Consider the following 20,966-nt stretch of genomic DNA (forward strand, 5'->3'; position numbering starts at 1 on the left):
TTGTAGCTTTTAAATTTAAAAACTTATCCATAAGCCCATTTTAAATTCAAATCAAGCTCCTTTTTAAATTTAAATTCAAAACTCAGGAAATTACTTTTGAATTTAAAAAATTATTGTGGATAACTTGTCTTTAGATCAGAACTTCTCAATCAACCAAAGGCTTCTGGTATATAGCATTTCTATTTTAAATTCATTTTTATTAGGAGTGCCTATTTTTAAATTCAAAACTTTGAATTCATTTGTCAGCTTTTAAATTTGAATTTATTTTTATGAATTTAAATTCAAATATTTTTCCAGTTTTAAATTCAAACTCAATGTTAAGTTTATCCACAAGTGAATAACCCAGAATTCAGCTCAAAATAGCAGCGAATTAAATTATTATATTTATACTCAATTGATCAGTTTGTAAGCAATTGATTTTAAAAATGATCCGACCAATGGCAGGGGATTTTTAAAGAGGCGCAATCATGCCTGAATCTGGACAAATAAAAAAGCGATCACCGAAGTGATCGCTTTTTTTATCAGCAGCTTAAAGCTTAGATGGTCATATCTTCGCTCAATGCCAATGGATTCGGTAAAATCTTCGCCAGTTGACGGCATAAAATGGTCAGCTGAGTGCTGTCTATGGGCATCAAAGTGACGTGGCCAATCTTGCGACCTTCGCGTTCTGTTTTGTTATACAGATGCAGGTGTGCGCCTTCTAAAGCCAGGACTTCTTCAGTTTTTGGATGCTGACCGATAATATTCACCATCACGGTTGGACGCACCACTTCAGTTGAACCCAGTGGCAGACCTGCGACCGCACGAACATGGTTTTCAAACTGCGAGCAAACAGCGCCTTCAATCGACCAGTGACCTGAGTTATGCACACGTGGTGCCATCTCGTTTGCATACAGGCCTTTGTCTGTCACAAACAGCTCAAGGGTCAATACACCCACATAATTTAAGTGATTGAGCAGGCGAGTGATGTAGTCTTGCGCGACTGGCTGCAGATCCGCACTATTTGGCGCAGGTACAATCGAATGCGACAGGATGCCGTTGTGGTGATGATTTTCCGCCAATGGCCAGGTTTTGACATCACCATTTTGACCACGTACCGCAATGATCGATACTTCACGCGAGAAAGTCACAAAACTTTCTGCAATCAGTTCACCGGCAGGGCCGAGTTCCGCCCAAGCCTGATCAATTTGATCGGCTGAACGTAAAACAAACTGACCTTTACCATCGTAGCCACCACGAGAGGTTTTCAGCACGATCGGTAAGCCAAGCTCAGCAACGGCCGCCTGCAAGCTTTCCAGTGAAGTCACCGCTTTATACGGTGCAACCGGAATTTCCAGTTCATCAAATAGGGCTTTTTCAGACAGACGATGCTGTGCGATGGCTAAAGCCTGACGTGGCGGATGCATATCTTTGTTTTGCGTTAAAACATCGACATCAGCCAATGGTGTATTTTCAAACTCCAGGCTGAAGACATCTGCGCTATTGATAAAGTCCTGCAAGCCATTTACGGCTTTGGTTGAGAAAACCGGACCCAAAGCCGCAGAAGGGCAATCCGTATTGGCTTCAAAGAAGGTACATTGAATATTTAGAGGTAGTGCGGCTTGTGCCATCATCCGGCCTAGCTGGCCGCCACCAAAAATACCGATGGTTTTATCCATTGTATTTGATCCCGTATTAAGCTTGGACTTACATTTGACCTGGAATATTGTTACTTGCGACTTTCTCGGTTTGTGCCGCGCGAAAATCTGCGACATTTTTTGCGATCTCTGGACGGGTTAAACCTAAAATCTGTGCTGCCATAATGGCTGCATTGGTTGCACCGGCAGGACCAATGGCCAATGTTCCTACGGCGATACCCGCTGGCATTTGCACAATAGAAAGCAATGAATCGACACCATTTAAAATCGAAGATTTGACGGGTACACCCAATACTGGCAGATCGGTTTTGGCTGCACACATACCTGGTAAATGCGCTGCACCACCTGCACCGGCAATAATCACCTGAATACCACGATCGCGCGCTTGTTCAGCATATTCAAACAGACGGTCCGGGGTACGGTGTGCGGAAACGACTTCGGCTTCAAATGGGACACCAAGCTGCTTGAGCATATTGGCAGTGTGTTCGAGAGTTGCCCAATCTGATTGAGAACCCATGATAATACCTACGAGAGGAGTATCTTGTGCAGCAGCCGCATTCATTGCAAATTTTCCAGAGATTAAAGTAAGAAAGATAAATCTCGACGAGAGAGCCAAGCTTGAATAGGAATGCATATTATAGACTGATTTTTCAGCTTCATAAAATTTAACGGTCAAAGCAAGGCTCGATTTTTCTTATTTTTTTAGCAGATTCTTAAAAACTGGAATAAAAATAGGGAAGTAGTGGCTAGTAGATGATTTCAAGAACTGCGGAATACAAAATAGACACAACCACAGAGACATAGCGCCGCCCATAAATAATCCAGTTTAAACGGCTGTTTGAACAGGAAGATCATAAAGGGAACAAAGACCAGTAGAGTGACGACTTCCTGAGTAATCTTCATTTGACCCACCGCCAGTCCCTGTTGGGCTAATAATTTGGTTGCTGGAATCATCAGGCTATATTCAAACAAGGCAATGGCCCAGCTAAATAAAATCGCCTGCCACAGCGGTGCATCATGCGGCAGGAATTTGAGATGTCCGTACCAGGCCAAGGTCATAAAACAGTTGGCAATCACCAGAAGAAATAGAGCCGGTAGCATCTGCATGCACTCTGCAAAAAGTTCGGGCTTATTTTACGATTTATTTTGCCAAAAGATATTCCGGAAGCTTGAAAATTTCCCTGAATTTGTCTGTGAAACAGGATTTAAAAAATCCCGCAGGAATGCTTGAACTTTGACTATCTTTTCGGTCAAAGCCTTGCTATCGTTGCTTGCAAATCGAATAAATCATGGCAACAGCACCAGTACAAAGTGATGTGTCAGGCAAAATGGAGTGAAGTAGATGCATCTGCATATTTTGGGTATTTGTGGCACCTTTATGGGTTCACTGGCATTACTGGCACGTGATCTGGGCCATAAGGTGACAGGATCGGATCAAAACGTTTATCCACCGATGTCGACCCAGCTGGAAAATGCAGGCATTACTTTAATGCAGGGCTATGACCGTAGCCATTTACAGCCGCATCCGGATCTGGTGATTGTCGGCAATGCCATGAAACGTGGTATTGATGCCGTGGAATATATGCTGAATGAAGGCCTGCCTTATATTTCAGGCCCACAGTTTCTGGCAGATCATGTGCTACAAGGTAAACACGTTTTAGGTGTAGCCGGTACGCATGGTAAAACGACAACCACCACTATGCTGGCATGGGTACTGGATCAGGCCGGTTTAGAACCTGGCTTCCTGATTGGCGGTGTACCGCTTGGCTTTTCTGAAAGTGCGCGTTTAGGTGGCGGGAAATACTTCTGTGTTGAAGCCGATGAATACGATTCTGCTTTCTTTGACAAGCGTTCCAAGTTCGTACATTACCATCCTAAGACGGCAATTCTAAACAATCTGGAATTTGACCATGCCGATATTTTTGATGATCTGGCAGCGATCCAGAAACAGTTCCACCATTTAGTGCGTACCATTCCAAGTGAAGGCCGCATTATTGCGCCAATTACTGAAACAAATATTGATGAAGTGCTAGAGCAGGGCTGCTGGACACCTGTGGTTCGTACTTCATTAGATGCCAATGAAAAATCTGAGCTTTATGCTGAACAGCTTTCAGAAGATGGTTCTCACTTCAAGGTACTCCAATACGGTATCGTGAAAGGCGAAGTGAAATGGAATATGACGGGTCAGCATAGTGTAGCCAATGCACTGGCAACGATTGCTGCTGCTGAACATGTCGGTGTCTCTATTGAAATGGCTTGTGAAGCACTTTCAAACTTTGGCGGTGTTAAGCGCCGTATGGAACTGCTGGACACTGTACGCGGCATTGAAGTCTATGATGACTTTGCCCATCACCCAACCGCGATTGATACCACCCTTGATGGCGCACGCAAGCGTCTCGGTGAACGTAAGCTGTGGGCAATTATTGAACCACGTTCCAATACTATGCGTATGGGCAGTCATAAAGATGGCTTGGCACATTCCGCGCGTCTAGCGGATGAAGTGATCTGGTATCAACCGGAAGGCTTGGACTGGGATCTGCAACCGGTAATTGACGCTGCGCCAAATAAAGCTGTAGTCGCACGTACTCTAGATGAGATTATCCAGACCGTAGTGGCTGAAGCAGGTGAGGGCGATGCTGTAGTGATCATGTCTAATGGAGGTTTTGGCGGGCTACATCAGAAACTGATTAGCGCTTTAAAAGCTTAAAAATTTATATGAAAAAGCCCGTAATTGCGGGCTTTTTTATTTTAAAAATTAAATTCGCTTTCTATCTTTTCTTAAGAAAATAGAACCTCATCCGAGATTAAATCAACTTTCTTATTTCACTGTTAGAACAGCTAAAATTTATCTTTTTTCTTTTCATTATCTTTTGTTGCAATCTAAACATAAGACTCATTGCAGTCTTTGAGTGCCCTAGGCACAATCAATAAGAACAACAGTATTTCGATCCTTTTTATTCTCAACCCTCCTGATGATTTTCCAGGCTGTAAATGCAGCAAAAAAAATAGCTTTATCTCTCTTGTTCAGACCCTCATTCCCTTAGGAGATCTGTCATGACAACAATGAAAGCCATGGTTTATTACGGCGCCAATGATATCCGCTTTGAAGAGCGTCCCATTCCCCAAATTCTGCAACCTACTGATGCCATTATCAAACTTAGCAAAGTCACCATCTGTGGTACTGACCTCGGGATCTGGAAAGGCAAAAACCCCGAAATTGAGGAGGTTGCAAAAGAAAAGACTGGCAGCTTTAATGGCCGGATTCTCGGTCATGAAGGTATTGGTATTGTGGAAGAAGTCGGTTCCGCAGTTCAGAACTTTAAAAAAGGTGATCGGGTGATTATTTCCTGTGTCAGCCGCTGCGGTACCTGTGAAAACTGTCAGAAACAGCTGTATGCCCATTGTAGAAACGAGGGTGGCTGGATCATGGGCTATATGATTGACGGCACTCATGCCGAATATGTCCGTACCCCATTTGCCGATACTTCTCTCTATCACCTACCAGAAGGTTTGAATGAAGATGTTGCAGTCTTTCTTTCCGATATTTTGCCGACCTCACATGAAATTGGGGTGCAATATGGTCAGGTTAAACCGGGAGACAATGTGGCGATTGTCGGTGCCGGCCCGATTGGCATGAGTGCCTTGCTCACTGCCCAGTTTTATTCTCCAGCCAATATCATCATGGTCGATGTCGATGATAACCGGCTGGAATTTGCCAAAACGGTTGGGGCAACTCATACCATTAACTCGGCCAATGAAGATGCCATTCAACGTGTACTGGAACTTACTGATGGGCGAGGGGTGGACTGTGCTATTGAAGCGGTGGGCCTGGAAGCCACCTGGAATATTTGTCAGCACATTGTAAAAGAGGGCGGCCATCTGGCCAATGTCGGTGTACATGGCAAATCCGTCAATTTTGAACTGAATAAACTCTGGATTAAAAACCTGACCATTACCACAGGCCTGGTCAATACCAATACCACTGGCATGCTGCTCAAAACCTGCTGTTCCGGCAAATTGCCACTGGAAAAACTGGCCACCCATCACTTCAAGTTTGCTGAATTTGAAAAGGCTTATGAGGTGTTTAAACATGCCTCTGACGAAAAGGCTTTAAAGGTCATGATTGAAATGACTTAAATCATTATCGACAACAAAAAAGTCCGCATAGCGGACTTTTTTTGTTTTTAGCGTCAATTAAAAATAGGGAATATAACCACGCTGTTTATAACCTTGAGGAGAAGCAAGATTGGCCTGATTTTCATCCAGACGATAGAGCAGTTGCAGAAATCCGCCCAGCTGTTCCTGTTGCAGTGCATGAGGTTCAAACTGACCTAAACCGAAACGTGAAAATAAAGAAGAAATTTCACTGTGTTTATGGACATATTTCATTGACCATTCCGAGAAATGTGGACGTTCTACCGTTGCATCCTGAAAGCGAAGCACCTGATGATGGCGTGAATCACGGCAAATGCTCTGAAACAGATTTTCTACCACCTCTGCTTCACCTTCCAGACATTGAAAAAACTTACCATGGGAATAATATAAAACCCCGTTAATCTGATGAGCTTTATTAAATTTTCTCGCTACAGATAATATATCGCTAAGATCCTGCAATAACTCTTGTTCAGATTCTATCCGCTCACTGGCGTAGCAAAGCTGTAGCATCAGGTCATCTCACTGAAGAAAGAATTAAAAGCATAATTTAATCAATTATTTTAATTTAAGTCGATCATTTTTTAAGCAAATATCCGTTTTTGCTTACATTGTTTTAGGTTTGCTTTTCCAAAGAAAACTTCTAACAATTACCTCCTGAGAGGAAATCAATGATTTCAGATATATAGCGATAATGATGAAGGAGTGAAACCTGATGTTAAAAGATCTGATTTTCACTGTAGCGTTGTTGTGTATATGTTTTATGCTTTTGATTATGCTGAATGAGATGGCCTTGATGACCGAGACCAACATTTTGCTCAGTTCAGTTTTTGTAGGCTGGACGCTTTTACAGTTTGTTCGCCGTCGTATGTTTTTTTATATCAGTGTAAGCCTGATGATAGGAATACTTACGCTGTTAGGCAAATATGAAGAAGTGTTATGGAACAGCATAGGCCTGATGGCAGGTTATGGCGTATATAACCTGCTGCAGCGTATTTCTGTACCTGCACTTAAAGGCAAATTACAACATATCTCTATCTTGGATAAGTTTAATTCAATTGCTAAATAGCAGCTGCCACATCCTGTAGGCTGCGATCACGTTTAAACATGACATCTACATAGGAACACTGGGGAATAATTTTTAAGCTATTCTTGCGGGCAAAGTCGACCAGTACATCCAGCATTTTGCGTGCTACGCCTTGACCGCGTAAGGAATTATCTACCCAGGTATGATCAGCCACGATGGTCGATGCTTCTTGCCACTGATATGTAATTTCAGCAAGACGTCGACCATCTTCCTCCATAAAAAATACACCGCCGCGTTTTGAATCTTGATGTTGAATGTCCATACTGAAGGCTGATCTCTTGATAAAATTATTGGTTTATTTAATTTAAAACATCTTCCTCAAGAAATAATATGAATTATTGTTAAGTTTTTAATATTGGATGAAATTTTTTATTCTCTTTCATCATTTCCTGTGAATTTTTTCAAATATTGATAACTTTTTATTTCTCTATTTTGCTTGATCACGGATGATCCAGTTTGAGTCATTACATGTCATCCCAAAAATTTAATTTTAGCTACTCCCTAATTCAGAAAGACAGGATTAGAATGCAGCATCTTTTTGCATGCAAATTCGTATGTCTGACTCATCTTCCGCTTCTTCCGTCACCAAGCAATGGATTGGTGTCATCGCTTTAGCCTGCGCGGCTTTTATTTTTAACACTACCGAATTTATTCCTGTGGCCTTACTGAGTGGAATCGGGCAAAGCTTTGCCATGTCCGCCACTCAGGCTGGCATCATGCTGACCATTTATGCCTGGATCGTGGCTCTACTATCTCTTCCAATCATGCTGCTCACCAAAGCTATAGAACGGCGTTTTCTACTGATGCTGGTCTTTGCAGTTTTTATTTTGAGTCATGTGCTGTCCTATTTTGCCTGGAGTTTTAGCACTCTGGTGATCAGCCGGGTGGGAATTGCCATAGCGCATGCCTTGTTCTGGTCGATTACCGCTTCACTTGCGGTTCGGGTCGCACCGAAAGGTAAAGAGTTTCAGGCACTCGGTTTATTGGCCACAGGAACGGCGATGGCGATGGTGCTCGGTATTCCATTTGGCCGGATGATTGGCGAGGCGTATGGCTGGCGTAACAGTTTTGCCCTGATTGCATGTCTCGCATTGATCATTTGCCTGATTCTGGCCAAAACCTTGCCATTGCTTCCAAGTGTTAATTCAGGCTCCCTCAGCAGTTTAAAAAGCCTGATCAAACGTCCAAGCCTGATGTTGGTCTTTGTCCTCACCATTCTGGTGATTACAGCGCAATTTACCGCTTATAGTTATATTGAACCGTTTTCCCTGAATATTGCCCGGTTTGATTCAGCCCAGACCACGACTTTACTCTTGGTCTATGGCGGAGCAGGATTCCTGGGCTCCTATCTGTTTGGCCGCTTTGCCGCACAGTTTCCGAAAATGACTATTCCTGCTTTTACTTTTGGACTGGTTATTTCCATGCTGCTGTTATTGCCCTTGTCGAACACAGTCACAGGTCTGTCTGGCTTGTCTCTGCTGTGGGGTTTGAGCATCATTGGTTTCAGCCTGGCTCTACAATCCAAAACCCTGAACCTGGCTACAGATGCCACAGATGTTGCCATGGCCATTTATTCCGGCCTGTATAACGTCGGTATTGGTGGAGGAGCTTTGCTTGGCAGTATAGTCACGCTTCAGATTGGACTATCGAGCATTGGCTGGGCCGGAGCAGGGCTGGCAATCCTTGGATTTCTGCTCAGTCTCTATCTGGTTCAGCGCCTAGATTTTTTACCCAAAACTGCTGATTAAACGCTACTTTTTGTAAAATAATTTGTGATTATGCACAAAATCTGTCATGCTCATTTGATATTGAGCAATTGCTCAAACAGAATTGAGTTTGAACAAGGGGAGTAGCCTCCTCCAAACGTTTAAGAATGGAATTTCAGTTTTTGAACGTGTCAGAATATCGTCATTACACTTTGCAAAAAGTCGGTATCTGAGCATCTTGAAATGCGACTGGATCTCATCCAGTAGAGCACAAAGATGTAGGCAAGACCTTGATCATGTTGTTATAGATGTATTTCATCTGACAGCAGGTCAAGGTTTTTTTATGGCCGATTGTCAGATGTGGAGAATTCCCATGGAAACAATTGGTACACCCTGGCTGTATCTGGCTTTTTTCACTATCGTTGCAGTGATGCTGGTTATCGATTTTATCGGCTTTAAGCATCAGCACGGACAGCCCACCAAAGTTCGCACTGCTGCATACTGGAGTGTTGCCTGGGTCAGTGTAGCGACCCTGTTCGGGGGTGCATTATGGCTGTATCTGGAACAGACTTCAGGGGCTGCTCTGGCTAACCAGAAGGTGATGGAATACTTTGCCGGTTATCTGCTGGAAAAATCCCTGGCAATTGATAATGTCTTTGTCTGGCTGATGATCTTTGCTGCCTTCGCCATTCCTCCTGCACTGCAACGCCAGCTGCTGCTCTATGGTGTTTTGGGTGCCATTATTCTGCGGACCATCTTTATTTTTATTGGCGCATGGTTCGTACAGGAATTCTCATGGATTCTGTATATCTTCGGTGCCTTCTTGGTTTATACCGGTTTTAAATTCCTGCGCGGTCAGGGAGAAGAGCATACCAATATTGAAGATATGGCGGTTCTGAAATGGCTACGTAAACATATCCGGATTACGCCGCAAATGCGTGGCAATAAATTTTTTGTGCATCAGAACGGTGTCCTGTGGGCAACGCCATTATTTCTGGTGCTGATTCTGGTCGAAGCTTCTGATGTGATCTTTGCGGTAGATTCGATTCCGGCTATTTTTGCTGTCACCACCGATCCCTTTATTGTTTTAACGGCGAACCTGATGGCGATCCTGGGTCTGCGTGCCATGTTCTTCCTGCTCGCTGGTGCTGCATCGAAAATGTATTATCTGCCTTATGGCCTCGGGATTATTCTAGTCTTTATCGGCTTCAAGATGCTGATGCTGGAAGTATTCCATATGCCGATCTGGATTTCCCTGAGCTTTATTGTCATTGTGCTGACGATTACCGCATGGTTATCGATCCGTCATAGCAAAAAATACAATGAAACAGCGCTATAAATAATTTCCTCCTTATTCCTAATAAGTCCGCAAAATGCGGGCTTTTTTATTCTAGGCTAATAATCTTTTTACTACTTTAATTAGCATCATTTTCTTTATTTAAATCTAATTTAAATATCTCGTGATAATTGCTCTGATCTTGGCCGCTATTTTGCATGATTAAAATCAGGGGATTTTAGTTGTGTATTTCCCCTACAAGGTAGAACTTTTCAGCTACAATCAATTGAAAAAATTACAAAGTGCAGGTTTTCAATGTCTTCTTACATTGCGACGACAGCTATCCGTGGTCGTTTCCTCGATATCCAGAATACAGTTGCCCAAGCACGTGAAATTCACGACCAAGTGCGTTATATAGAAGATGGTTTACTCATCATAAAAAATGGAATAATCCAGTGGTTTGGTTCCTGGCAGGAAGGTCAGCAGCAGCTCCCTGAAGGTCTGGATATTACTTATTATCCTGAACAGCTCATCATTCCGGGTATGATCGATACCCATATCCATTTCCCGCAAACTGAAATGGTCGGTGCTTATGGGGAACAGCTACTAGAATGGTTAAATACTTATACCTTCCCGACTGAGATCCAGTTTCAGGATCCGGCATATAGCCAGAAAATTGCACAGTTCTTTATTCAGGAATTGCTGAAAAATGGTACAACCACAGCTTTGGTGTTCTGTACCGTTCATCCAGCCTCGGTAGAAGCACTGTTCGAAGCGGCTACAGCACAGAATATGCGTCTGATTGCCGGTAAAGTGCTAATGGACCGCCATGCACCTGAAGCCCTGACGGATACTGCAGAATCTGCCTATAGCGACTCTAAAGCCCTGATTGAGAAATGGCATGGTAAAGGACGTAATCTTTATGCGATTACGCCACGTTTTGCTCCGACCTCAACGCCTGAACAGCTGGAAAAAGCAGGGCAGTTAAAAGTCGAATATCCAGATGTTTATATCCATACTCATCTCAGTGAAAACAAAAATGAGATTGCCTGGGTAAAAGAACTCTTTCCGGAACGTGAAGGCTATCTGGATGTCTATCATCATTATGGGCTGACCGGCGCTAAATCCGTATTTGCGCATTGTGTGCATCTGAAAGAAGGGGAGTGGGATTGTATGCATCAAACCGACTCTGCGATTGCCTTCTGTCCAACCTCAAACCTGTTCCTGGGTAGCGGTTTATTTCCGCTGAAGAAAGCCTGGGATAAAGGCGTGAAAGTCGGCTTAGGTACCGATATCGGGGCAGGAACCTCCTTTAACCAGCTGCAAACCCTGAATGAGGCTTATAAAGTGCAACAGCTGCAAGGAGAAAAACTTTCGGCTTTTGAGTCGCTATATCATGCGACCCTAGGTGGTGCGAAAGCCTTAAGTCTGGATGACCGTTTGGGGAATTTCAATGTGGGCAAAGAAGCAGACTTTGTGGTGCTGGATCTCAATGCCACCGCTTTACAACAACTGCGCCAGAGCAGGGCTAAAAATATTGAAGATACCTTTTTTGCACTGACCATGCTGGGAGATGACCGTAATATTGCAGCAACTTATGTCTATGGACAGGCTGTCTATGTCAAAGCCCAATAAATCGCGCCAGCGTCGGATCATTTTGGCTGCAATCGTCGCCGTCTGTGCCTTTGCGCTGAAGAAAGATTCACAGCAGCCCAAAAATTGATTACATTTACAGCAAGTAAAACAGGTGCATCTCAAGCAAGGATGTATTAAAATTGCTGCAATTCAGGTGTTGCAGGTCAACACCTTTTTTATTTTGCTATTTTTATTTTTTAGGTATCTACCCATGACCGTTCAAATGAGCGTAATGATTTCCGCTGAAGAAATTCAAGCTAAAGTCAAAGAGCTTGGTGCTAAAATCGATGCACACTATGCCAATAGTGACAAAGAGCTTGTACTTATCGGTTTATTACGCGGTTCAGTGATTTTCATGGCAGACTTGTGTCGTGCCATTACCAAGCCACATGAACTCGACTTCATGACTGTATCCAGCTACGGCGGTGGTACGATTTCGAGCCGTGATGTCAAAATCCTGAAAGATCTGGACGGTGAAATCCGTGGTAAAGATGTGCTAGTGGTTGAGGATATTATCGACTCAGGTAATACCTTAAGCAAAGTCCTGGAAATCCTGCAAACCCGTCAGCCAAACTCAATTGAACTATGCACTCTGGTGAGTAAACCTTCACGTCGTGAAATCGAGCTGGAAGTAAAATTCCTGGGCTTTGAAGTCGAAGACAAGTTCATTGTTGGTTATGGCCTGGACTATGATCAAAAATACCGTCATATTCCATTTATTGGTGAAATCGGTCTTTAAGAACCGGTTTAAAAGAAGTGGCTTCGTGCCACTTTTTTTTATTTCTTGAATCATTTCAGTAACACAGAGAACAAAAACACTACAGCCCGTTGCAGGACATGACTTTTTTCAGTGCTTTTCTTGCCGCAAGATAAACCTGATGTAAAAACAAAGACATGATAACAAGGAGTATGCTGATGTGGTCAATTATCGTTGCGATTGTGGTGGGTTTTATTGCGGGTCTGGTTGCACGCGCGATTCATCCTGGTGATGACAAAGCTGGATTCATTGTTACGACCCTGCTGGGGATTGCCGGTTCACTGGTTGCGACCTTTGCCGGACGTATGCTGGGCTTGTATTCTCAAGATTCTGCCGCAGGTTTTATTGCCTCAGTGATCGGTGCCGTAGTCATCCTGTTTATCTATAATATGGTGACTAAACGTAAACGGATCTAAGCTCTGCTTGGAATAAGTTACTTTCATAAAAAAGAGCGCCTAGATAGGTGCTCTTTTTTTTATTTGCTGATCATGGTCAGAATTTTACAGGCCGAATTCTTTGAAGCCTTGTTCAATCTGTTCTGCTGGCTGAGCGCCCATGACCTTAAAACCATTCGAGAAAATAATTGCTGGTGTGCCATTTACACCGAGTGATTGTGCCAGCTGTTTATTACGTTCAATTGGATTGCTACAGCTCTTTTTCGATTTAGGCTGTATGCCTTGACCAATCAGGTCTTCCCAGGCTTGGGCCGGATTTTTTTCACAATAAACTTGTTTAGATGGCGCAATTGACTGCTGTTTTAAAGGCAGAATAAAAGTATAAATGGTGACGTCTTTAAGTTTTTTCAGCTCTACTTCAAGCTGTTTACAATACGGGCAATTTGGGTCAGAAAAGATGGCAAGCTGACGTTTTCCTGTCCCTCTGACTGATTTAATCGCATCCTGTAGCGGTAACTTTTTCCAGTCGACACTGTTTTGTTTCAGTAATAAATCCTGAGTCAGATTATGCTGATCCTGGATCCGGAACATTGAACCGGCTAGGAGATGCTGGGCATCTTCATTCAGATAGACAATCTGCCCCTGCATGGTACCGCTATAGATTCCTTTCATTTCGGTAGGCTGAATATTTTCAATTTTCAGGTTGGGACTGTTTTTTGCCAGATTGGCTTTAACCGTATCCACATTGGCAAAGCTAAGGCCAGGGAATAGGGTCAAAGCCAGCAGCATATTTCTTATTTGCATGAATGTCCTGCTCAGGTCCAAGTTAAATATGTTTCGATTCTAGTCTTTTTAAAAAGAAAATTCTGACTATTTTATGTAGCGTGATTTTCAAATCGAATTGATCAATCAACCATGTTTCACGTGGAACATTAACCCTTTAATACGGATTCACTTCCACCGAGATATGTACGATTTCTTCATGAATAGAGATCGCCTCACGGATCTGATCAGCACTCATGGGGATTCCTGTTTGAACGGCAACAAAACAGGAAAATTTACCTTTACCGACTCTCGATACATGCAGGTCAGTTAAGTGTAGATCATTTCCATATTCAGCAATGACTTCACGTATTTCGTCGACCACTGGGGCATCCATATCGGCATCCAGTAAAGTCTTGGCACTTTGCTTTAACAGGCCAATCGCCCAACGTGCAATCAGGACTGAGCCGACCAGTCCCAGTACTGCATCGAGAAAATCCCAGCCCATATATTTTCCGGCAATCAAAGCAATAATCGCCAGAACAGAAGTCACGGCATCAGCAACCACATGCAGAAAGGCCGCTTTATGGTTCAAGTCATGATGACCATGATTATTATCATGCTCGTGATGGGAATGTCCGTGATGATGATCATGGTGATGGTGCCCATCATCATGCAGCAACCAGGCACAGGCCAGGTTAATCAGTAGTCCTAAAATTGCGATTGGAATGGCTTCGTTATAATGAATCTGAACTGGCGAAAATAGACGTTCTACCGAATGGATCTCCATAAAACCGGCTACTACGAGCAATAAAATCGCACTGCTATAACTGGCCAGAATTTCAATCCGCCAGGTGCCCATATTAAAGCGGGGATCATTCGCATAATGGCGGGCCGCTTTATAGGCAAAGTAAGCCAGTCCCAAGGCCAACACATGCGAGCCCATATGCCAGCCATCAGCAAGTAAAGCCATTGACTGGAAGATCCATCCCCCCTAATACTTCCAGCACCATCATGACGGCGGTCAGAATCGTGGCAAACAGAATCTTTTTCTGTGCGAGTGGATTACCTTCATCAAATTGATGACTGTGCGAATCGGCGTTATGTTTTTGCATAAAAGGGAACTATTATTAATACTCCCCCCTAGTATATTTATTTTTGGAGATTTGTGGTGAGTCATGTACATGATGATAAAAAAATATTAAACCGGGTACGGCGCTTGCAAGGCCAGATGAACGCCGTAGAGCAGTCTCTCCTGAATCCTGAAGCGGGTTGTATTCAGGTCTTGCAACAGGTTGCAGCCATTAAAGGTGCTATAAACGGCTTAATGAATGAATTGATCGAGACCCATTTAAGAGAGCATGTCATTGGAGAAGCTGCGGTCAATGAAGAAGAACTGGCTGAGTTTTTAAAATTATTAAAGCGTTATGGCTGATTGTTTAGCTCAATATTTTTGTTTTGTTTACAGCAAGATAATTGACCGATTTTTTATCTAACCGATACACTGCCATCCATTCTCTTCTTTCTTCCACATCATTCTTTTTAAAGTGTGGTGAAACTTTTACGGCAGCTACATGACAGAAAATATCTCATGGCGACCTTTCGCCATGGTCAGTCTTGCATTGATTATGGGTACCATCGGCACAGCACTGGCAAGTCCGCTTTACCCCATTTATCAACAGATCTGGCATTTATCCTCAAGCCAGATTACCTATATTTTTGTCGCCTATATGTTTGGCTGTCTCGGTACCTTGTTATTCCTGGGACGTACCAGCAACACGATTGGTTTCTTAAGAACCCTGCAAATTGGCCTGGTATTTATTAGCATTGGCTTGGTCATTTCAGTCTTTGCCGAGAATGCGCTGATTTTATCGGTGGGTCGTTTTATTATTGGCATTGCTTCAGGCCTGATGACCACTTCAGCAATGCTGGGCATGATGCAAACCATTCCAGAGTCTCATAAGCAGCTTGCACCACAACTGGTGTCGATTCTGACGGCCATAGGCTTTGGTTTGGGGCCGTTTGTGGGTGGAGTGATTGCGCAGTTTTCTCAAGCTCCATTAATTACTCCATACCTTCCAATTATTCTTGGGGCAGTGCTGTGTTTTGTCGGATTATTCTGGCTAAAAACACCTGCTTTTGAACGCCAACCTTTTAGTATTGCACCGAAATTACTGCGTCCTGAACCTCAGTATCATGCTGTGTTCATGATTGTGGGATTAACTGCATTTAATGCCTTTGCTGCTTTCAGTTTATTTGCTTCACTGTCACCGTCTTTTGTGCAGGATATCTTGCCCTGGCATGGTCCTTTGGTCAGTGGTACCGCCATTACCTGCATTTTGCTGATTTCTGCTGTGGTGCAGTTCTTTGCTAAAGCTGTTCCTGCAAAAAAATGTCTGAATATTGGCCTGATGATTATGCTGGTGAGCTTGGTTAGTCTTGCTCTTTGTATGATCCTTAAAGCAAGTATCTTGTTCTTTGCCAGTGATATCCTATTCGGGATTGGACATGGTTTTGCCTTAATGGGCGCATTCGGTGTGATTCATGCGATCACAACCTTGCAAAACCGTGCAGCCGTGATGTCGACTTACCTGTTTATTGGCTATTTGGGCACGATTGTGCCGATTATCGCGGTGGGGTATCTGGCTGATCACTTCGGCTTAGGATTTGCCGTGATCAGCTTCTGTGTAGTGATCAGTGCACTCTGTCTAATCTTGTGGTTATGGCATCAAAAACTACAGATAAAAGCCTAATAAAAAAGCCCTCAAATGAGGGCTTTTTTATTTTTTAAATATTATTTACCAATACAGAATGATCCAAAGATCTTGCCCAGCAAATCATCCGCACTAAAGTCACCGGTAATCTCGCCTAGCGCATTCTGTGCCAGACGTAAAGACTCTGCGACCAGTTCACCTGCATTATAAACAACAAGTTGCTCACGAGCTTCAGCCAAATACATTTGAGTGCGCTTCATTGCGTCTAAATGACGGGTACGGGCAATAAAGGTATCTTCTTCTGGCTGGAAGCCTGCATGCGCTGTAATCGCATCTATGAGCGATTGAACGCCAGTTTCCTGCTTGGCTGAGACAGTAATATGACGGAAGCCGTTAAAATCTCCCATGACAGCATCGGCACCGGTCAAATCCGCTTTGTTCCCGATCAGGACCAGACGTTTCGGCTCGAGATGTTCGGCAAAATATTCTTGAGCGAGTTGTAATGGGTCATCACCTTGGCTCAGGTCATAAACCAGCAACAGCAGATCGGCCTGTTCAATTTCTTTAATCGCGCGGCGAATACCTTCTTTTTCCACGATATCGCCGGTTTCACGCAGACCAGCAGTATCAGTCAGGGTAATCGGCAGGCCATTCAATGTGATCTTTTCATGCAATACATCACGGGTTGTTCCGGCAATATCGGTCACAATCGCACGTTCATTACCTGCTAGGGCATTGAGCAGGGACGATTTACCTGCATTCGGTTTTCCAGCAATCACCACCTGTAAGCCTTCACGCAGCAACTGACCCTGACGTGCAGATTGCTGAACCTGAGTAACGGCATTCGCCACGCCATCTAGTAGGTTTAAAATCTTGCCATCAGCCAGAAAGTCAATTTCTTCTTCCGGGAAATCGATCGCCGCTTCGACATGCAGGCGCAGGTGAATCAGCTGTTCTAATACCGTATTCACCTTGGTTGAGAATGCCCCTTGCAGCGAACGTACGGCAGACCGGGCAGCAGCTTGGGAGGTCGCATCAATCAGATCGGCAATGGCTTCAGCCTGCACCAGATCCAGCTTGCCATTTTCAAAGGCACGCATCGAGAATTCACCGGCTTTGGCTGCAGTAGCACCCAGTTCCAGCAAACGGCCTAGCAGCGCATTCTGAATCACCGGGCCACCATGACCTTGTAGTTCCACTACATCTTCACCAGTAAAGGAATTCGGATTCGGGAAGCAGATCACCAGACCTTCGTCCATCACTTCGCCGGCTGCATCATAGAACTGGCGGAATCCGGCAAAACGGGCTTTGGGCAAATCTTTTTGGCTCAAGGCCTGGGCAATTTCATAAGACTTGGGACCTGACAGGCGAATGACACCTACACCGCCACGTCCTGGGGGAGTTGCAATCGCAGCAATCGTAGTTCGGTCGAGCATAACATTCACCTAGAAAAACTTAAAAGTACAGCAAAAAAAAATCCGCTCAAGATTACCATCTTAAGCGGATTTATTCAGCTCATCAGTACAACTTAGTTGACTGGTGTTGCCTCATCGCGTTTAGCACGGTCTTTGGCAACCGACTTGTTGATCAGTGTTTGCTGCAAGATCGTGATCAAGTTGTTCACAATCCAGTACAACACCAGACCTGCCGGGAAGAACAGCAAGAATACTGTAAAGATCACTGGCATAATCTTGAACACTTTCGCCTGCATTGGATCAGTTGGCTGCGGATTCAGCATCTGCTGAATATACATGGTCGCACCCATGATCAATGGCAGGATGAACCAAGGATCCATTGAAGATAAATCTTGAATCCAGAACATCCATGGTGCATGACGCAGTTCTACAGATTCCATCAATACCCAGTACAGTGCCAGGAAGATTGGCATTTGCAGTAGCAGTGGTAAACAACCAGCAAGTGGATTCACCTGTTCACGTTTGTACAGTGCCATCATTTCCTGAGAGAAGCGCATACGGTCTTCACCGAACTCTTCTTTCATGCGTTGCATTTCAGGTGCAATCACACGCATTTTCGCCATAGAGCGGTAGCTCTTCGACGACAATGGCCACAGGATTAGTTTAACCAGTACAGTTAACAGAATGATCGCCCAGCCCCAGTTACCCACTAGACCGTGGAAGAATTCAAGACCAACAAACAGCAGTTTGGCAATTGGCCATAACCAGCCATAGTCCACCGTCTGGTTCAGACCAGTCGCCAGATCTTTCAGCTCTGATTGAACTTTTGGACCAGAGTAGAAGGTCGCATCGATTTCAGCTACGGTACCTGCAGGCACATTGAAAGTTGGAGAAGTAAAACCAATGATATTCATGTTATCAGTTGATTTACGTGATTCCAGCTTCGCGCTGTAAGCTTCACCACTGGCTTGAGTCAATTTCAGGTTACCTGGCACCCAAGCACTCACAAAGTAGTGCTGAACCATTGCAACCCAGCCACCTTTGGCTTCGGTATTCAGTTTTTCTTCAACAAAGTTGTCAAATTTTAACTTGTTGTAGTTTTCATCCGGTGTACCCCAAGCACCGCCCAGGAACGTTCCCAGGGTGAAGATACCCTGATCAGATTTACCTGGGTCTTCAGAGTTGTCACGTTTGATCTGACCGAACATCTGACCTTGCCAGGTCTGGCCGCTGCGGTTGACCACTTTGTGATTCACAACTACCGGATATTCACCTTCAGTAAAGTTGAAGGTTTTAATGACTTCTACACCATCAGCCGTTTTAAAGACCATAGGTACAGAAAGTACTTTGACAGTTTCGCCATCTTTATTTTTAGCGGCTTTGGCATCTGCCAGTGTATAAACCGTTTTTTCCAGCTCATAGGTTGGACGGCCATTACGGCTGCTGTCCGGTCCATTCAGACCGATCAGGCCCGACTGAGCGACATACGTCCGTTTCGCATCGCTTTCCAGCATGACGAATGGTTCATCGCTGTCTTTATTCTTGTCATGATTGAGTAATTCAACACGAACAATATCACCACCTTTAGGATTGATCCAAAGATGATAAAGGTCAGTTTGTACTGAAATAAGCTGCTGACTTACAGGTGCGGTGGCATCCGTTGCTTGCTGCGCTGGCATATTTGCTTGTGGCAGATCAGAGGCGGTCGTCGCCGTCTGAGCATTTGGCAAATCTGCAGATACTTCATGTGAAACAACCGCAGCTTCTTGCTGTGGTTTGGTTTCAGCATTGCCATAATCTTTTTGCCACGCCAAAATGAGCAAATATGCGACAACAAACATGGCTCCGAGAATTGCAATCCTGGCCCATTGTTGCATATGTATTACCCCAAGTGGTTAGAGTGATTTTGGTTCAATAAACGATCACGAAAGGGTACAGCAACGTGAAGCGTTTGAGAATCTATTTGCTGAAATGAAATAAAACGAATCGCTTTCGGGGGAACCGGATCATATCCAGAGCCACCCCACGGATGACAACGGCAAATACGCTTAGTAGCCAGCCACACACCACTTACAGCTCCATGTGTATGGACTGCTTCCAAGGAATATTGAGAACATGTTGGAATATAACGACAGCGTGGTCCCAATAAAGGACTAATCGCAATCTGATAGAAACGTATTAACCAATGCAGTAAACGTACCATTGGCCATCTCTACTTTTGTGGGGAGGATGATGCTATTTTGGAATGCTTTTTGGCAAGACGGTTGAGTTTCTGCCAGGCAAATTGTAATTGCTGATGCAACTCTGCGTTCGGTACCGCTTCTATACCTACTTTAGGCATAACCACAATATCCAAATCATCTAGTTGCTGTTGATGCAGGCGAAAACTTTCGCGAGCAAGTCGTTTTACTCGATTTCGTTCGTGCGCACGGCGCACTTTTTTCTTAGCAACAACTAAACCCAAACGGCTGTTTGGTAGTTCGGAATGTTTTGCAAGAAAAAGGAAATGGGGTTGATGCACTTTAAAAAGCGCACCATCAAAGACTCCTTTATAATCTGCAGCACAGCGTAAACGAAGCTCTGTACCAAAACTATAAAGTGTAGTCATAACACCCAAAATCGGCAAAGCCTAACTGATTAAACAGTTAAGCTGTGACGACCTTTTGCACGACGGCGAGCTAGAACTTGACGACCAGCTTTAGTAGCCATACGAGCACGGAAACCATGAACGCGTTTACGCTTTAATTCAGATGGTTGGAATGTACGTTTCATATTGAAACTCCAAAAATGATCTTTCTATAAAGGTCCGCGATTTTAGTGCTCATTGCTTGAGCTGTCAATGCAAAAGCCATTTTCTTTTCAAATAAGACTGAAATTAAAATTGTAAATAGGGATTAAAGAAATTGTATTCAAATACTTATATATAAGTTAACCACAATATAACCATTTGTTTTAAAATTAAATATAAGTTATTAACACTTATATCAACATAGTTATCCACAACTTATGTGAAATCTAAATTTAACTCCTGAGTTTTGAATTTAAATTTAAACTTTTCTCAGTTATCCACAAAAGAACCGAATCTTATAAATAAATTCAAATTTATAAATTTAAATTTATTACTATTAGGGTGGACTTTTTCTGTGGAAAAGCTAATTTTTCATTGAATAAACAAAAACTTATTTTGTGGATAAAACTGTTTTTATTAATTTTATACTTTGTGGATAACTTTGTGCTATATTTTATCCACAGCTTGCGGATAAACTTATCCACACCAGCTTTTTAAATTTAAATTTATCCACCATGACTGCTTTTTGCGCAAAATCTGTGGAAATTGCCATGACAGATGTGGATAACTTGGTTAGAATGGCGACCCGCTTTGGTCGCGGTCAGCCTTTTTGATTAACAATGGAATGAATAGGGGATTCAC

The 20,966-nt window shown here is 43.5% G+C and carries 21 protein-coding genes and 1 pseudogene; 10 read left to right on the forward strand and 12 right to left on the reverse strand.

The genetic code is table 11. From position 1 onward, the window contains the following. Positions 1 to 536: 536 nt before the first annotated feature. From AC4MBN_RS14460 to AC4MBN_RS14470, 3 genes are all read right to left on the reverse strand, one after another. Positions 537 to 1,658: a 5-(carboxyamino)imidazole ribonucleotide synthase gene (locus AC4MBN_RS14460; protein ID WP_419365841.1), complete on the reverse strand. Its 1,122-nt coding sequence runs from the start codon at positions 1,656 to 1,658 to the stop codon at positions 537 to 539. Positions 1,659 to 1,686: 28 nt separating this feature from the next. After that, positions 1,687 to 2,199, reverse strand: coding sequence for a 5-(carboxyamino)imidazole ribonucleotide mutase (gene purE, locus AC4MBN_RS14465; protein WP_180004433.1), 513 nt, complete (start codon positions 2,197 to 2,199; stop codon positions 1,687 to 1,689). A gap of 197 nt (positions 2,200 to 2,396) precedes the next feature. Then, positions 2,397 to 2,738 carry a DMT family protein gene (locus tag AC4MBN_RS14470; protein WP_004780323.1) on the reverse strand — a complete coding sequence of 114 codons (342 nt, stop codon included), beginning with the start codon at positions 2,736 to 2,738 and terminating at the stop codon, positions 2,397 to 2,399. A gap of 241 nt (positions 2,739 to 2,979) precedes the next feature. Here AC4MBN_RS14470 and mpl point away from each other — a divergent pair, with 241 nt between their 5' ends. Further along, positions 2,980 to 4,344 carry a UDP-N-acetylmuramate:L-alanyl-gamma-D-glutamyl-meso-diaminopimelate ligase gene (gene mpl / locus AC4MBN_RS14475; RefSeq protein ID WP_419365840.1) on the forward strand — a complete coding sequence of 455 codons (1,365 nt, stop codon included), beginning with the start codon at positions 2,980 to 2,982 and terminating at the stop codon, positions 4,342 to 4,344. A gap of 347 nt (positions 4,345 to 4,691) precedes the next feature. Beyond that, positions 4,692 to 5,774, forward strand: a complete 1,083-nt coding sequence (locus AC4MBN_RS14480; protein ID WP_419365839.1) for a zinc-dependent alcohol dehydrogenase family protein — start codon at positions 4,692 to 4,694, stop codon at positions 5,772 to 5,774. A gap of 57 nt (positions 5,775 to 5,831) precedes the next feature. On the opposite strand, the gene AC4MBN_RS14485 is transcribed toward AC4MBN_RS14480, so the two are convergent. After that, positions 5,832 to 6,302, reverse strand: a complete 471-nt coding sequence (locus tag AC4MBN_RS14485) for a BLUF domain-containing protein (RefSeq protein ID WP_491880450.1) — start codon at positions 6,300 to 6,302, stop codon at positions 5,832 to 5,834. 202 nt (positions 6,303 to 6,504) lie between these two features. On the opposite strand from AC4MBN_RS14485, the gene AC4MBN_RS14490 reads away from it, so the two are divergent. Next, a complete protein-coding gene (locus tag AC4MBN_RS14490) occupies positions 6,505 to 6,858 on the forward strand; it encodes a hypothetical protein (protein WP_419365837.1) in 354 nt (117 codons plus the stop codon). Here AC4MBN_RS14490 and AC4MBN_RS14495 read toward each other — a convergent pair. After that, entirely contained in the window at positions 6,851 to 7,138 is a 288-nt protein-coding gene (locus tag AC4MBN_RS14495; RefSeq protein ID WP_004780333.1) for a GNAT family N-acetyltransferase, read from the reverse strand. The genes AC4MBN_RS14490 and AC4MBN_RS14495 overlap by 8 nt on opposite strands. A gap of 292 nt (positions 7,139 to 7,430) precedes the next feature. On the opposite strand from AC4MBN_RS14495, the gene AC4MBN_RS14500 reads away from it, so the two are divergent. The 5 genes from AC4MBN_RS14500 to AC4MBN_RS14520 all read left to right on the forward strand — a co-directional run bounded on the left by AC4MBN_RS14500 (position 7,431) and on the right by AC4MBN_RS14520 (position 12,666). Next, positions 7,431 to 8,624 (forward strand): sugar transporter, encoded by a 1,194-nt coding sequence (locus AC4MBN_RS14500; RefSeq protein ID WP_419365845.1) that lies wholly within the window; start codon positions 7,431 to 7,433, stop codon positions 8,622 to 8,624. 331 nt (positions 8,625 to 8,955) lie between these two features. After that, entirely contained in the window at positions 8,956 to 9,921 is a 966-nt protein-coding gene (locus AC4MBN_RS14505) for a TerC family protein (RefSeq protein ID WP_419365836.1), read from the forward strand. A gap of 252 nt (positions 9,922 to 10,173) precedes the next feature. Further along, entirely contained in the window at positions 10,174 to 11,493 is a 1,320-nt protein-coding gene (gene guaD, locus AC4MBN_RS14510) for a guanine deaminase (protein ID WP_419365835.1), read from the forward strand. 211 nt (positions 11,494 to 11,704) lie between these two features. After that, positions 11,705 to 12,232 carry a hypoxanthine phosphoribosyltransferase gene (hpt, locus tag AC4MBN_RS14515; protein WP_004780337.1) on the forward strand — a complete coding sequence of 176 codons (528 nt, stop codon included), beginning with the start codon at positions 11,705 to 11,707 and terminating at the stop codon, positions 12,230 to 12,232. A gap of 176 nt (positions 12,233 to 12,408) precedes the next feature. Beyond that, complete coding sequence (locus AC4MBN_RS14520) at positions 12,409 to 12,666, forward strand: GlsB/YeaQ/YmgE family stress response membrane protein (protein WP_034171345.1); 258 nt, start codon at positions 12,409 to 12,411, stop codon at positions 12,664 to 12,666. Positions 12,667 to 12,750: 84 nt separating this feature from the next. Here AC4MBN_RS14520 and AC4MBN_RS14525 read toward each other — a convergent pair whose 3' ends face one another. Continuing rightward, positions 12,751 to 13,449 carry a DsbC family protein gene (locus AC4MBN_RS14525; RefSeq protein ID WP_419365834.1) on the reverse strand — a complete coding sequence of 233 codons (699 nt, stop codon included), beginning with the start codon at positions 13,447 to 13,449 and terminating at the stop codon, positions 12,751 to 12,753. 136 nt (positions 13,450 to 13,585) lie between these two features. After that, positions 13,586 to 14,522: pseudogene (dmeF, locus tag AC4MBN_RS14530) on the reverse strand (CDF family Co(II)/Ni(II) efflux transporter DmeF). A gap of 56 nt (positions 14,523 to 14,578) precedes the next feature. On the opposite strand from dmeF, the gene AC4MBN_RS14535 reads away from it, so the two are divergent. Both AC4MBN_RS14535 and AC4MBN_RS14540 read left to right on the forward strand, forming a co-directional pair. Further along, the gene (locus AC4MBN_RS14535; RefSeq protein WP_034580717.1) at positions 14,579 to 14,842 is read left to right on the forward strand and encodes a metal/formaldehyde-sensitive transcriptional repressor; all 264 of its coding nucleotides are present in this window, start codon (positions 14,579 to 14,581) and stop codon (positions 14,840 to 14,842) included. A 139-nt stretch (positions 14,843 to 14,981) separates the two neighbouring features. Beyond that, the gene (locus AC4MBN_RS14540) at positions 14,982 to 16,160 is read left to right on the forward strand and encodes an MFS transporter (protein ID WP_441084976.1); all 1,179 of its coding nucleotides are present in this window, start codon (positions 14,982 to 14,984) and stop codon (positions 16,158 to 16,160) included. A gap of 41 nt (positions 16,161 to 16,201) precedes the next feature. On the opposite strand, the gene mnmE is transcribed toward AC4MBN_RS14540, so the two are convergent. The 5 genes from mnmE to rpmH all read right to left on the reverse strand — a co-directional run bounded on the left by mnmE (position 16,202) and on the right by rpmH (position 20,308). After that, positions 16,202 to 17,557, reverse strand: a complete 1,356-nt coding sequence (gene mnmE / locus AC4MBN_RS14545) for a tRNA uridine-5-carboxymethylaminomethyl(34) synthesis GTPase MnmE (protein WP_104426795.1) — start codon at positions 17,555 to 17,557, stop codon at positions 16,202 to 16,204. A 92-nt stretch (positions 17,558 to 17,649) separates the two neighbouring features. Next, complete coding sequence (gene yidC, locus AC4MBN_RS14550) at positions 17,650 to 19,413, reverse strand: membrane protein insertase YidC (RefSeq protein ID WP_491880451.1); 1,764 nt, start codon at positions 19,411 to 19,413, stop codon at positions 17,650 to 17,652. A gap of 5 nt (positions 19,414 to 19,418) precedes the next feature. Then, entirely contained in the window at positions 19,419 to 19,739 is a 321-nt protein-coding gene (yidD, locus tag AC4MBN_RS14555) for a membrane protein insertion efficiency factor YidD (protein WP_419375191.1), read from the reverse strand. 9 nt (positions 19,740 to 19,748) lie between these two features. Then, complete coding sequence (rnpA, locus tag AC4MBN_RS14560; protein WP_034706193.1) at positions 19,749 to 20,144, reverse strand: ribonuclease P protein component; 396 nt, start codon at positions 20,142 to 20,144, stop codon at positions 19,749 to 19,751. Positions 20,145 to 20,173: 29 nt separating this feature from the next. Continuing rightward, positions 20,174 to 20,308 (reverse strand): 50S ribosomal protein L34, encoded by a 135-nt coding sequence (rpmH, locus tag AC4MBN_RS14565; RefSeq protein ID WP_000831329.1) that lies wholly within the window; start codon positions 20,306 to 20,308, stop codon positions 20,174 to 20,176. Positions 20,309 to 20,966 lie beyond the last annotated feature (658 nt).

The sequence above is a fragment of the Acinetobacter sp. CAU_H_60 genome, from assembly GCF_058599385.1.

Excerpts from the sequence above, each read along its gene's own strand:
- AC4MBN_RS14460 (WP_419365841.1), bottom strand. The coding sequence starts at position 1,658 with ATGGATAAAACCATCGGTATTTTTGGTGGCGGCCAGCTAGGCCGGATG.
- purE (WP_180004433.1), bottom strand. The coding sequence starts at position 2,199 with ATGAATGCGGCTGCTGCACAAGATACTCCTCTCGTAGGTATTATCATG.
- AC4MBN_RS14470 (WP_004780323.1), bottom strand. The coding sequence starts at position 2,738 with ATGCTACCGGCTCTATTTCTTCTGGTGATTGCCAACTGTTTTATGACC.
- mpl (WP_419365840.1), top strand. The coding sequence starts at position 2,980 with ATGCATCTGCATATTTTGGGTATTTGTGGCACCTTTATGGGTTCACTG.
- AC4MBN_RS14480 (WP_419365839.1), top strand. The coding sequence starts at position 4,692 with ATGACAACAATGAAAGCCATGGTTTATTACGGCGCCAATGATATCCGC.
- AC4MBN_RS14485 (WP_491880450.1), bottom strand. The coding sequence starts at position 6,302 with ATGCTACAGCTTTGCTACGCCAGTGAGCGGATAGAATCTGAACAAGAG.
- AC4MBN_RS14490 (WP_419365837.1), top strand. The coding sequence starts at position 6,505 with ATGTTAAAAGATCTGATTTTCACTGTAGCGTTGTTGTGTATATGTTTT.
- AC4MBN_RS14495 (WP_004780333.1), bottom strand. The coding sequence starts at position 7,138 with ATGGACATTCAACATCAAGATTCAAAACGCGGCGGTGTATTTTTTATG.
- AC4MBN_RS14500 (WP_419365845.1), top strand. The coding sequence starts at position 7,431 with ATGTCTGACTCATCTTCCGCTTCTTCCGTCACCAAGCAATGGATTGGT.
- AC4MBN_RS14505 (WP_419365836.1), top strand. The coding sequence starts at position 8,956 with ATGGAAACAATTGGTACACCCTGGCTGTATCTGGCTTTTTTCACTATC.
- guaD (WP_419365835.1), top strand. The coding sequence starts at position 10,174 with ATGTCTTCTTACATTGCGACGACAGCTATCCGTGGTCGTTTCCTCGAT.
- hpt (WP_004780337.1), top strand. The coding sequence starts at position 11,705 with ATGACCGTTCAAATGAGCGTAATGATTTCCGCTGAAGAAATTCAAGCT.
- AC4MBN_RS14520 (WP_034171345.1), top strand. The coding sequence starts at position 12,409 with ATGTGGTCAATTATCGTTGCGATTGTGGTGGGTTTTATTGCGGGTCTG.
- AC4MBN_RS14525 (WP_419365834.1), bottom strand. The coding sequence starts at position 13,449 with ATGCAAATAAGAAATATGCTGCTGGCTTTGACCCTATTCCCTGGCCTT.
- AC4MBN_RS14540 (WP_441084976.1), top strand. The coding sequence starts at position 14,982 with ATGACAGAAAATATCTCATGGCGACCTTTCGCCATGGTCAGTCTTGCA.
- mnmE (WP_104426795.1), bottom strand. The coding sequence starts at position 17,557 with ATGCTCGACCGAACTACGATTGCTGCGATTGCAACTCCCCCAGGACGT.
- yidC (WP_491880451.1), bottom strand. The coding sequence starts at position 19,413 with ATGCAACAATGGGCCAGGATTGCAATTCTCGGAGCCATGTTTGTTGTC.
- yidD (WP_419375191.1), bottom strand. The coding sequence starts at position 19,739 with ATGGTACGTTTACTGCATTGGTTAATACGTTTCTATCAGATTGCGATT.
- rnpA (WP_034706193.1), bottom strand. The coding sequence starts at position 20,144 with ATGACTACACTTTATAGTTTTGGTACAGAGCTTCGTTTACGCTGTGCT.
- rpmH (WP_000831329.1), bottom strand. The coding sequence starts at position 20,308 with ATGAAACGTACATTCCAACCATCTGAATTAAAGCGTAAACGCGTTCAT.